Annotated in this window: 9 protein-coding genes and 1 riboswitch; of the genes, 3 read left to right on the top strand and 6 right to left on the bottom strand. The window is 42.9% G+C overall.

Features of this window, described 5'->3' with window-relative positions:
- Positions 1-9: 9 nt before the first annotated feature.
- Positions 10-129, bottom strand: a riboswitch (glycine riboswitch).
- A 613-nt stretch (positions 130-742) separates the two neighbouring features.
- Positions 743-1,477 (top strand): chromosome partitioning protein ParA, encoded by a 735-nt coding sequence (locus tag OCV52_RS08825; protein WP_137408566.1) that lies wholly within the window; start codon positions 743-745, stop codon positions 1,475-1,477.
- A 597-nt stretch (positions 1,478-2,074) separates the two neighbouring features.
- Here the strand turns inward: OCV52_RS08825 and OCV52_RS08815 are convergent.
- The 6 genes from OCV52_RS08815 to OCV52_RS08790 form a co-directional block, all read right to left on the bottom strand.
- The gene (locus OCV52_RS08815; protein WP_137408567.1) at positions 2,075-3,616 is read right to left on the bottom strand and encodes an alanine/glycine:cation symporter family protein; all 1,542 of its coding nucleotides are present in this window, start codon (positions 3,614-3,616) and stop codon (positions 2,075-2,077) included.
- A 485-nt stretch (positions 3,617-4,101) separates the two neighbouring features.
- A complete protein-coding gene (locus OCV52_RS08810; RefSeq protein WP_137408568.1) occupies positions 4,102-5,271 on the bottom strand; it encodes an ABC transporter permease in 1,170 nt (389 codons plus the stop codon).
- Positions 5,268-6,476, bottom strand: coding sequence for an ABC transporter permease (locus tag OCV52_RS08805; RefSeq protein ID WP_137408569.1), 1,209 nt, complete (start codon positions 6,474-6,476; stop codon positions 5,268-5,270). The genes OCV52_RS08810 and OCV52_RS08805 overlap by 4 nt, the downstream gene beginning before the upstream one ends.
- Positions 6,477-6,483: 7 nt before the next feature.
- Positions 6,484-7,458, bottom strand: a complete 975-nt coding sequence (locus tag OCV52_RS08800; protein WP_137408570.1) for an HlyD family secretion protein — start codon at positions 7,456-7,458, stop codon at positions 6,484-6,486.
- A gap of 3 nt (positions 7,459-7,461) precedes the next feature.
- Entirely contained in the window at positions 7,462-8,910 is a 1,449-nt protein-coding gene (locus OCV52_RS08795; protein ID WP_137408571.1) for a TolC family protein, read from the bottom strand.
- A gap of 215 nt (positions 8,911-9,125) precedes the next feature.
- Positions 9,126-9,353: a hypothetical protein gene (locus tag OCV52_RS08790; RefSeq protein ID WP_061033495.1), complete on the bottom strand. Its 228-nt coding sequence runs from the start codon at positions 9,351-9,353 to the stop codon at positions 9,126-9,128.
- Positions 9,354-9,968: 615 nt separating this feature from the next.
- Here OCV52_RS08790 and OCV52_RS08785 point away from each other — a divergent pair.
- Both OCV52_RS08785 and OCV52_RS08780 read left to right on the top strand, forming a co-directional pair.
- The gene (locus OCV52_RS08785) at positions 9,969-11,621 is read left to right on the top strand and encodes an ATP-binding protein (protein WP_137408572.1); all 1,653 of its coding nucleotides are present in this window, start codon (positions 9,969-9,971) and stop codon (positions 11,619-11,621) included.
- Positions 11,622-11,683: 62 nt separating this feature from the next.
- Positions 11,684-12,379 carry a response regulator gene (locus tag OCV52_RS08780; RefSeq protein WP_137408573.1) on the top strand — a complete coding sequence of 232 codons (696 nt, stop codon included), beginning with the start codon at positions 11,684-11,686 and terminating at the stop codon, positions 12,377-12,379.
- Positions 12,380-12,731: the final 352 nt, after the last annotated feature.

Genomic DNA, 12,731 nt, shown 5'->3' with positions numbered 1-12,731 from the left:
CTTGTTGCTTTCCACTCCTCTGTCCTTTTGCCTGAGAGTTTCACTTAGCGAATCACTTACAGATAAGTAACGGGCACTAAGCTTGCTCCTTCGGCGACCGATTGAACGGTTCTCTCCAGAGGTTCCTCCAACGACAGTCCTCACTTTTCTGGATTTCTCCAGCATAAAGCACCTGAAAGATTTACTTCTTCGGCGGGTCAATCTAACTAAATTTTAATATTTAGTTAAAAACCACTCTCCTGCAGTCTTCATTGGAACAATTACCTGACTTATCAGGTAATCTGTAGGCGTATCCTAGATCATATAAATTGTGATGTCAGCTACAAAATATCTGTTTGAGCAAATGTTGTTCAACTAAATGATCAAACAACGCGACTCTGACGTAACTTGCTTATTTAAATGGTATAAAATAGAGAAACAAGGAGGAGTTATGACTCGACTAATAGCGATTGTTTTTTTATTGGCGTTGGCATTTATACTGTTTCGTTATAGGACAAGCGAAAAAGTACAAAAATGGGTGGTGATAGTTATCGTTAGTAGCTTCCTTTTGTATACTGCCAGCCTAATGATTTCGGAATTAACTCGTTAAACCGTCTGTGAGCAGATGGGATGAACGTGTTACTAAAGCTCAAGTACTTGTGATTTGAGCGATAGGTTTAACTGAACCTACAAAATAAAATCAGTATTGGTATTAGTGCCAGTGACCGCGTAACGTTAAACATATTTTTGGGAGTACCCGCTAGTGAACCAGCAACCTGGACAAAGCGAACAAGATGAAGTGGTTGTTATTGAAGAACGCGATAAGCGCAGTCAGCTCTATATCGGTATCGCTGCCGTTATTGGTTTGGCTCTTGGTGGCTTGATTGGTTCTACAGTGACAGCTTCCAAGTGGGAATCCACTTATCAGGTACTCGAAGCTCGTTATCAAGAATTGAGTGAAAGCAAAACACAGTTGGTGTCTTCTGTTGAAGCGAAAGTTGTGGAAGTTGATACTGCAATTGATGCTAAGGTTGAAGCGGCTTTGGCCGAGCAAGCAGAAGCGCATCAAAAAGAACTTCAAGATCTTGCTAAGCAATCTGCCGTGTTAGAGAAAGCAAATTACTCATTAGAGCAGCAGTTAAACGAGCAGAAACAGACATTAGATAAAACAGAGCAAGATAACCAGAAGCTAAACCGTCAGGCAGATATGCAGTCGACTTTGTTTGAACGTTCTCGCGAGCTTTTCCGCAAAGAATTACAAATATCTCAAGAGCTAGAAAAGCTTGAGAAAGAAAGAGATACCATTGAGCAGAACTTAGGATCATTGAAGAAAGCGTGTGATGTTTTCTTAGATGGTACGTCTTGGGACGCGAAGTCTGACGCTTGTGAGAAGCAAGATAACGCGAACTCACGTCTCAGCGACATCAGACAAATGATCGAAGTTCACACCATGGATCTTGAGCAAATCAAAGCCCTAACTGAAGAGATGGGTTTATAAGCTCAAACCTTTAATTCATTCGTCTTTAGCAGTAGCAATTCAAACGCCCACATCATGAAAATGGTCTGGGCGTTTTTCGTTCCAGATGGCTTATTTCTTCTGTTAATCAGTTTTGCAGAATGGTTCATAACCGTTTTCACACTATTACCAAGTTATTCGTGATTAGAGCCGCAAAATGTTTTTAATATGTGATTAATTGAATATTTGGTGACTTTGCACGCGTATTTATAGGGTTGATAAACAGCATAATAGCGGTGTTCTAGGGTGAACATGCGGTCTGTTGTCATTCTTTGATTAGACCATCTCAATGGACAGGGATAAACCATGAATGAATATCTGTGTGAGAATTGCACCGTAGCTTATTGTTTGACGACTGTAATTCGCCATTAACGAAACCATATGTGATTGAAGTAGAAGAGGTAGTGGACCGTATAAAAGTATGCCGAAATCCTAAGCAGCGTGAACAAGAAAATTTAGGTACAAAAAATCCCCACAAGCAAAACTGGTAGGGATTTTGACTAAGCTATTGTTCTGTTCTCGCTTTCTCAAGCAAAGGGTATCGCCAAGACTTTTAGAACAGTGTTAATTGGCGAGTGATTACTTTTCGTAGGTTTTGATTTCACCTGATTTCACACGAGCAACGAATGATTGCAGTTCTTTCTTAACAACAGGCATCAAGAAGTATAGACCTAGGATGTTAAAGATAGACATCGCAAAGATAGCTGCATCAGAGAAGTCGATTACCGCACCAAATTGGATTGTTGCACCAATCACAACGAACACACAGAACATCACTTTGAAAACCAGTTCCGTAGCCTTTCCTTCACCGAATAGGTAAGTCCATGCTTTAAGACCGTAGTACGACCAAGAAATCATAGTAGAAAATGCAAACATGATAACGGCTAGTGCTAAGGTGTATTTGAAGAAACCTGCAGTTTCAGTAAACGACGCCGCAGTTAGAGTTACACCTGTTAAACCTGAACCATCGAATGGACCTGTGTTTAGGCCAGCGATAGTGATAACCAATGCTGTCATCGTACAAATGATTACGGTATCAACGAACGGTTCTAGTAGTGACACTAGGCCTTCAGTAATTGGCTCTTTTGTTTTTACCGCTGAGTGAGCAATTGCCGCAGAACCAACACCTGCCTCGTTCGAGAAGGTTGCACGCTTCAAGCCTTGAATTAACGCACCAATGAATCCACCAACAACACCTTCGCCAGTAAATGCGCCGGTAAAGATTGCGCTGAAAGCAGGGCCAACTTGATCAAGGTTAGAACCGATAACAACTAGAGCCATACCGATATATAGCGCAGCCATCCAAGGAACCACTTTTTCTGTTACCGATGCAATAGAAGGCATACCACCAACAATCACAGAGAAAACTAAAGCAGCTAGTACAAGGCCAGTGATAACACCGTACTCACTTGGGATATCAAAGGCATACGTTAGCATTGCATGAGCTTGGTTAGCTTGGAACATGTTACCGCCACCAAGTGAACCCAAGATACACATCAGTGCAAAGCCGATCGCAAGTGCTTTACCCAGCCCACCCAATCCGCGCTCACTTAGGCCTTGGCTCAGGTAGTACATTGGACCACCCGAAACCACACCTGACGGTAAGATAGTTCGGTATTTCACACCCAACGTACACTCACAGAATTTTGAAGCCATACCAAGAAGGCCACACAAAATCATCCAGAATGTTGCACCAGGGCCACCAATGGCGAGTGCAGCACCTACACCTGCGATGTTACCAAGACCGACGGTTCCAGAAAGGGCAGTAGCTAAAGCTTGAAAATGGGAAACTTCGCCGTCTTCTTTTGAGTTAGGGTCTGTGTACTTGCCTCTAATGATATCTACAGCCATACCGACTCGCTTAAATTGAACGAAGCCAAAGTAAACAGTAAAGATCAACGCAGCGAGTAATAACCAGCCAACAATAATAGGGAAGTTGGCTTCGCCAACCGGTACACTTTTAAATATGAGTCCAACGAACCATCCTGTGTAGTCGTTGAAAAATCCATCAACACTTTTGCTTAAGTTACTGATAGCTTGATTAAATGATCCTTCTTCTGCAAATGCACTGGAACTAAACAATAATATAAACCCAAAAAATAATTCTCTTATGTTTTTCATGGTTTTCCCTGTCTTTTTATTAATTTATGTTTGCTTATGTTGTGTTTGTCTTATATTTCAATAGCTTATTTATTTCTTCGATAGCGACAAAATGCTCTGTAGCCAAGTCGAAATGCGAGATAAATATCACTACTAATCACGTTTTATATGGAGATCCTTTTGGCACGTGAACCAATAAGACTATGATATTCGGCTTACCACGTCTTATTGATAACCCTATACATAAAATTAATACCGTCAAAGAAATTTTTACAATAAATTTACAATAATTCGTGTTTTGTCGTCTTTTGGGTATAAGTTGATGATTTTTGAGTTTGAAAAGGCATATAGATTGGCGGTTAAATTGATAGCTAAAATAGATGAGCTTTGATGTAACGCTTGTTTTTGGGAGGTTTTGAAAAGTCTCTTACAAGGGAAGGAGCAAGTCGGAGGTATTAAAAAAGCCCTTTATCAGAGCTTTTTATGTTTGCGATGAGCTAAACCACTCAAAGGCTATTATCGGTAGTGCGGTTAACGATGCTTTTGCTCGACTTGTGGTAGAGCTTCAGTGCAAGCAACGACCCCCAAAGTACAACTTGTCCCCATAACAGCGTCCATTGAGATGCGACCTCTTGCCACGAAGCGCCCATCTGATTCAGGGCTAAGAAACCTTGGATAGCAGGTGTGCTTGGAAACAGTTGTGATAACAGTACTAACCATTCAGGCATCATTTCAATCGGCCAGATAAAACCTGAAGAGAAGATCAGTGGCATTGAACTGATTAACACCACAACCGTGACTAACTCTCTTCGTGGCACTAACTCACCGATAAAAATGCCAATCAAACAGCTGGCCAATAAGAAGGGCAGTAACAAGGTTAAAATCTGTGAGATTGAGGCGAGTAGGTTAATCCCGTACATCGAAAAGCTGGCGCCGAAGTAGTACATCGATAATAAGTAGTAGATCCCTACTAAGGTGCAACTGCGAGCAAGGATTAGTTTGGTTGGATGAACTCTGCACCAATAGCCGAATGTGGATTGAGCATTTTGCGTTGCACCAACCAACCCTGATGCCATGGCTAGGGTTTGCTGAAGGATCAATACAAAGACAGCGGGAACGACGTAATCGATGTATCCCATTCGACTATTGAAAGTAGGTTTTAAATTTAAGCTAAATGCGCTGTAGCCTTTGGCTGCGGATTCTAAAGGTACACCTTCAACTAACAAGTGACTCACCTTAACTTGTGCGGCTAACGTGCCGCCTGCCTTTGCAAGTCCCTCAACTATGGTGCCATACACTAGGAAGTAAGATGCATCACCCGCATAAGAGAGTGTTGGGCTTTTCCCTAGAAGTAGATCTTTATAGAAGTTTTCAGGAATGACGATGAACCCACCAATTTCTTGATTGAGTACAGCCTGTTTAGCGTCTGAGATAGTGGAGTCACGGCGAACCAAATCAATTTGAGAGGTCGCATCGACCATTCGCTCTAAATGGTAGCTGCTTTGGCTCTTGTCTAGGTTTACAACGGACGCTTTCAATTGTTGGGGTACTTGATTGGCGTAAGGCAAAGGGTACAAGAATGAGTAAAAGACCACACCACCAAACACGGTCAGTAATACTACTGGGTTACGCAGAACCGCCAGGAGTTCTTGCTTCAGTAATTGAGTAAAGCTCATTGATTTACTCCTTTATGCTCTGCTTGTGTTGACTGTGCTGCTTGCGCTAAGTGCTTTTTAATCAATAAGATCACTACAAAAGCAGGAATAACGTACCAAAACATTGAAGTGAGGTTCATCAGCGATTGCGCAGCGCTCACACCGTAACTGGATTGAACCGTTTGTATTTCGATGTAATGACTAACAGGCAATAGACTTCTCCAAGCTTGGGCTGCCGCATTCATGTCTGTAACAGGGAAGGTGATCCCCATAAACGCAAAACTTGGCGCTGTGAAAGCACCTGCAAAGCTCATCGCTCTTGCTGGATCAAGCGTCAAGAAGAAGAACAAGCAACCCATAATGATACAACTAATAACCGTTAGTAACTGTGCAATGGTTAATGCCATAAAGCTGCCGTTAAATGGCCACTCCAAAATGCGATAGAACCAAAAGCTAAACGCAATACCAAACCCTAAAAACAGAACAACATAAGGGGTGAGTGTTGATGCTAGGGACTTGATCGGAGAATGCGATAACCACGCTTTTAGCCCACGAGCTCGCACATTTGCAGTGAGTACTAAAATCGTTCCTACCACTATCATGATTTGCCATAAAGCAGGAATAACCGCAGATACCAAGAATTGAGAATAGCTGGTGTTCTTGTTAAACAGCGGAGTGATTTGGTTTTGAACGGTGACAGCTTGCCCCAAGGCGGATTTTACCGTGGTATCTCCGTGGGAAAGCTGTTGAATCACTTCAAGTTGGGCGTTGAAAGTGCCTTGAGCTTGCAAAAAAGCCGAGTTCACCAGTTTACCAATCAATATAAATTGGCTGTTGTAGAACACGGAAACCTGCGGGTTTAGCCCAAGATAAAGGTCTCGGTCAAAATGTCTAGGTATAACGACGTAGCCGTAGATATCACGCTCTATCATGGCTTTTGCTGCTTCACTTGCGGAGCTGTATTTCTGAGTGACCTGCAGGGTAGGTGAGGCATCGACTAAGCGAGTAAACTGCTGCGAAATTTGGCTGTGTTCTAGGTCAACCACTGCAACAGGCAAATCACGAGCGATACCTTGTGAAAAGATCAGCCAGATACTTGCAGCAAGTAGCAAAGGTATCCAAGTTAAGCACGACAACAACCACTTGTCTTTACGGACTATCGCCCACTGTCGAAGTAAGCTGTTTATCGTTTTGTGATGCTCTGGTAAGTGAGTATTAGCAGACATATGTCACCTAAAGCTCAACCACAAGGCTCATACCCATGCGCAGTGTTTCGCTTGTATCAACTGGGCGTGCTTCTACTTCAAATGTACGTAAGTCAAAGCCTTGTGCTGCATCTGTTGAACGCCAAGTTGCGAAATCACCCATCACCGCAATGTGCGTCACTTGGAAAGTGAGCGATTTATCCAGAGCTGGCAGGTAAGCTTCAAACTGTGAGCCTTTCTCAAAGTGCTTGAGCATGTCTTCACGAACGTTGAGTATCGCCCATGCATCTTTCGTATCGATCACGGTCACGACTGGGAAACCTTGTGGTGCCAGTTCTCCGCTACTAAGCAGCACTTGAGAAACCTCACCGCTGAACCAGCTGTGGATTTGTGTGTCTTTGGCGTAGGCTTCGACTTCAGCTACCGCGCCAGCGGCCATTAATGCTTTTTGAGCAGCAGCCACTTTGGTTTCATCGCGAGCCCCTTCTTGTGCTAGCTGATACATTTGGAAAGCCGCGCTTTCTGTGTATTTAGCAGCTTGCCACTGTGTTTGGGCTTCATCACGTTTTTGTTCTGCAACGACGCCATCATTGTAAAGGTTGTTTACTCGTTGGTAGGTTTTGTCCATTAAGTCTGCGGCTGCTTTAGCTTTCAACCATTGGTCTTTAGCGGCTTGAATTTGCTGAGTACGAGCACCATTTTCTGCTTCTTGAGCCAGTGCACCAGCGGCTTTTTGACCTGCTTTTGCTTGCTCTAATTTTGCGTCGATCTCTGGACTTAGAAGGGAGAAGATCAATTCACCTTTCTCAACAGAGTCGCCTTTGCGCACAAATACCTCGTCAATACGACCGGGTACTTTCGAAGAGATGCTGTATTGCTGTGCATCAATTTGACCTTGAAGCTTAACTGGTTGAGGTTGGTACGCTTGGTAAAAACTGTATCCGACCCAGCCAACAATTCCGATACCAACTATAGATAGAAGAAGAGGCTTAATAGGTTTCATGAATTATCCTTTTGACTGGCTAGCGGTATCTGTTTTTGAGTCGAAATCAGACGTAACAGAAGAAGTTAAGTAACTCGAGTAAGCGTTCATTTCGCTGGTTAGCGCTAATAGCTTGTTGAGAGAGATAAGGTATTTGAATCGCGCAGCAGATTGCTGTGTTTTGATGCTCGCAAGGTATAGCTCGGCATCAACCACTTCTAACGAGTTAGAAAGCCCTTGAGTGAATGCTTTTTTACGAAGTAGTAGATTTTCTTGAGCTAATGACAAGCTAGAATTAAGGCCTTGAACCTCTTCAATCGCTTGGTTTGCTTCAAGGTAGGTCTTTTGTACCAATACGGTTAAGTCTTGTTTGGCTTGTGACTTTAGGAATTTAACTTGAGATACCGCACTGTGCGCAGCAGCCACTTTGTCTGAACGACCTGAGGTGTCGAGTAGCGGTACGTTGACACCAATGCCAACTAACCAATCTGGCTTCATTTCACTGGCGAGCGAATCGTCTTCATAGAGGCTGTAATCCCCGTAAAGATAAACCTCTGGGTAATATTTGCCTTTTTCAGCTTTGATTAAACTGCTCGCTTGTTTCTCTTTCGCATCCAGAATCTTAAGACCAGGGTAGGTCATGAGTGTTTGATCAATGAACACATCCATATGAGGTAGGTTTTTGTTGATAAACAGTTGCTCTGAAGGTTCAACGCTTTGGCTTTGACCTAGAATTTGGGTAAGGGCTAATTGAGCAATCTTAAGATCATTCTCAGCTTTAGTGCGTTCAACTACTGCCTTATCTAGAGAGGCGTCCGCTTGCAGGCGTTCTACTCGTGCAATTTGCCCTTGTTGCTCTAACTTGATGGCAAAATCACGATGTTGAGTTAAGCCAGCTTCGACTGCTCGACGCGTTTCTACGACATCTTCAGCTAAGATCACTGAGAAGTAATATTTGCTTAAGTCTTCGTAACGAGCCTGTTTTTCCATTAGCAGTTGGCTTTGCGCTTCTTCGCTTTTACCTTCAGCTGCGGTTTGTGCTGCGGTAATTCGACCACCTGTAAAAATAGGCCACACTGCGCGAATAGAAGAGCTGAAGATATCTTGCTCGGTAATCGTTGAGGTAATGCCACCAAGCGCACTGATAATTTGAGGAGGAACAGGAAGACCAATGGATGGTACACCACTTAAGCTATCGGCAAACTGCTCGCCATTGATAGTGACATCGTTATCAAGGTGAGTGTAGTTTGCGCCTAACGTCACTGAAGGCAGGTTAAGGCTTCCGGTTGCATTTTGAAGGTGTTGATAACGCTCAACGTTAGCTTGTTGAGCCGCAAGAGAGTTGTTGTTCTCTTGGAGTATTTGCCACGCCTCAGAAAAAGTGAGCGGGGCAGCATAGCTTGGCGAACTGATAGTACCGATAAGAATACTGGCAATCGCAAGGCATCGGAATGTCGGTTTGGTCATCTGCATTAATTACCAAATTAGAGTATTAGCTCTAATGTTAACAGGGGGATCATCATTTGTCTTGAACAGATTACCTCATATGAGCAAATAGCATAATCATTCGTTAACATAATGTGAATGCTATTAAGGATTTAGCGTCTATAGACAAAGAAACGAAAAGAGCACGACGAATCGTGCTCCTTAAGTTCAGTATAGAAGAAGTTACTACAAATGGACTGGTGCTATTTAAAGCTTGGGCAATGGTGATCGGCACGCCACACCAATTGTTTTGAACCTTGCATGGTTTGTAATAAATCTCTACCTGACATTTGCGGGAAAGCTAACAACACTTTTAGATCGAGCGGGGATGTCTCGTTCTTCTCATATGCTCTGACATGAGTAAAAGTAGATTGTAAGTTTTTGAACAGCATAGCCTTTGTAAGGCAGATTCCAAAAGTATCGCGTTTCATTGCCTGGTTTCCTTTTCAACAATGTTAATACGTTATGTTTTTTATCCTGTTTCTGTCGGACGTTGCCACTGATCGATACTTCCTGCTCATCAATGCTTTATTCTTGGGTGCTGCTTTTGTCAGTCACCTCTTCGTTGTCTGGCCTGCCGAGTGTGAAATAGCGAGATGAATAGGGGAGAATACTTAATCCGTTTGTTCATCATTCGTAACGGCGAGCACGCAACTTTTATTTATCGATACGTCCAGTGGGTGAAGAGTTGTTGCCTTTCTGTTAACCAAAATTCCGGTTTAAAGCGTTGTCTTAAAATTGCAACGTATAGCTTGGCAATAATAAACTCCTTTATATGCAATCATTATAATTGTATTTATTTTAAACAACCTAAAAAACACCTAAAAGCTTAGTGATCTAGCTCAATATTTATTCGATTTTTTGGGTTTTTCAACTAATCCGTTCTAAAAACGAACGATTTATCGAGGCGAGCAACGTAAAGGAATATCAATTAATAATCTAGTTAATTATTTAGTTGAGCAATAGTCACAAATTCGTATAGGCGGAAAGGTGCTCTGGTTAACTTAGTGTTAACATTGCCTGTTGAGCACTAGGGACGGATTTATATGAGATGGAGTAGTATCAGCTTCCGAAAAAGGTTGTTGATTATCATGACAGTAACTGGCCTTGTTGAGCTGTTGATCCTTTCAGCGGCGGGTTTTGCCTATATCAAACAATCTCAAGAGCAAGAAATGGGGTTGAAAGCGTTGGGTGTGGCTGAGTTTCTTTCGGAATCTCCCCTTGTAACGCGCATTATTGAAGAAAAAGGAACACTGAATCCCGAAGGCGTCCCACATACCCTCCCTGAAGAAACCCAAGCCAAATTCCGAAACCTCACTCAATTGATTGGCGCGGCGTTTATTGTTGTTGGCGACGAAAAAGGTGTTCGTTTGATTCACCCATACGATGACAGGCTCGGTAAACCAATGCGTGGCGGAGACAATCAAAAAGCATTGGTGTTCGGGGAGTCTTATGTTTCAACAGCGAAAGGCTCATTAGGTTTTTCGGTTCGTGGTAAATCGGCCGTTAAGGACGCTGATGGGAAGATAATTGGCGTCGTGTCAGTTGGTTACCTATTGGATTCTTTGCAAGATCGAATCGAACCTTACTTAGCCTTTTTGATTGTGATGGCGTTGCTGGTGGTTGCGGTCAACGCTTTGATTTCGAGTTATGTATCTCGTCGTTTTCAGCGCGCTATTTTAGGCTTTGAGCCTGAAGAGATAGGCCGACTGTATGTTGAGTTAGATGTCACCATGAGCACTGTTAAAGAGGGCATTTTAAGTATCGATAAGAACGGTATCTTACGCTCAATAAACAAAAGTGCCTGCGATATTTTATCCATCGATAGAGATAAAGCACTCAATCAACAGCGCCTTTCTGATGTGTTAGTAGGCAGTGATTTAGAACTGCTGTTATCAACAGGCGACATCGACCACGATGTTGAGTTGTATTTAAACAATAAGCGGATCATTGCCAACCGCAGTCCGATTATTGTTGCTGGTGAAGTGGTTGGGGCGGTGTCGAGTTTCCGACTACGCGATGAGATTAACGACTTAACGGATCAGCTTTCGCAAACCAAAGAGTACGCGGATTTGTTGCGCTCGCAAACACATGAACACCAGAACAAGTTGAATACTATCAGTGGCTTGATTCAAATGGGTGAGTTGGATTCAGTTCAGCAACTGATCGGTCAAGAAACCGCACATTACCAGAGCTTAATTGAGTTTTTAAGAGAGACGGTAAAAGACCCTCTTATTGCAGGCATGCTTTTAGGAAAAACAGAGCGAGCTCGAGAGATTGGTTTGGAGCTTAAAGTTGAAGAAGGCTCAAGGCTTGAGGCACTGCCAGTTTGGTTAAACGCAGAGGATGTCGTGACGATTCTTGGCAACCTCATTGATAACGCTTTTGATGCCACCATGATGGCGATTAAGCAAGAGGGGCAAATAGCCCCAGCGCGCCGCGTGATTGAAGTGTCTATCAGTGATTTTGGCAATGAGATTATCGTTGAAGTGGAAGATAAAGGATGTGGTTTACCTAAGCACTTGGCAACCGATGCGCTGACTGAAAAAGGCATATCGAGTAAAGCGAAACAAAACCGCGGTGTTGGCTTATATCTGATTAAGCAGCTTACCGACCGTTATCAAGGGCAGCTAGAAATGGTCGATAACAACGATTTTGGTTCACGTATGACAGTGTATTTACCAAAAGAAGAACAATAGAGCACGAGTGATCACATGAAGATCACCTTGATGGAAAAACAATGGTTAAAGGAAGAACATAAATGAACGCAATCACGAGAGTCATGGTCATTGAAGATGATATTGCGATTGCAGAGCTTCACCATCGCTATCTAGAACAGATGGGAGGCTTTGACGTGGTTGGCATTGCCACTACACAGTCTGAAGCGCTTATGCAATTGGACATCTTAAAACCAGATTTGGTGCTATTAGATGTGTATCTACCAGATGGTAGTGGGATCGATATTCTTAATCACGTTCGAGGTAACAACCAAGGGTGTGATGTGATTTTGATTACCGCGGCGCGAGATGTAGACACCTTACAGACAGCGATGCGCGGCGGCGTGGTGGATTACCTATTAAAACCAGTCATGTTTCCTCGTTTGGAAGCCGCGCTGAAGAAGTATCAGTCACAGTTACAAGAGTTCGAAAGCGTGTCTGATTTGAACCAAGGTTTGGTTGATAAGATGCTGCAAGCCAATGCCAAAGCGGATTCAGGAAAAGTATCAACCTTGCCCAAAGGAATCGATGGCGTAACGTTGGATAAGATCAGAGCTATTTTTCTACAAGCTGATGCCGTTAATATTACCGCCGATGAAGCTGGCGAACGAATTGGTGCAAGCCGTACAACTGCTAGACGTTATTTAGAGTTCCTGATCACTACCGGTGAACTAACAGCAGATTTGAGCTACGGTACGGTTGGGCGCCCTGAACGCTGTTATAACAAAGCCAAAAGATAAGGCAGTGCTAACAACGTCCTTTCTATTTAAGTAAAATGTAAAACCAGTTGAATAATCTGGTTTTACACTCCTCACGCTTTATTAAACTACACTCCGCAGACCAGATGCCATTCTTTCTCGACTACAATGTTCGAGAATGCCGATTTGCTTCTTTTTCAGTCTTCGTGAAACCAATGGTCGATTATATTTTGTTCAAAATGAGTCAATATTTAATCGATTGCCTTCACAGTGGTTGATGTAAATCAAATACTCATAGACAATACTGTCCCGAATAGTGGTGATAGCATTCACCCTCGTTTACCAAACGCATTCTCAAGTGTAATAGGCACTTGCTATTGATGTAATAGCCAAG

The sequence above is a fragment of the Vibrio chagasii genome (assembly GCF_024347355.1).
GTDB classification, from domain to species: domain Bacteria; phylum Pseudomonadota; class Gammaproteobacteria; order Enterobacterales; family Vibrionaceae; genus Vibrio; species Vibrio chagasii.
Note: the sequence above shows the minus strand (reverse complement) of the source record. Positions and strands in the feature narration are given on the sequence as shown.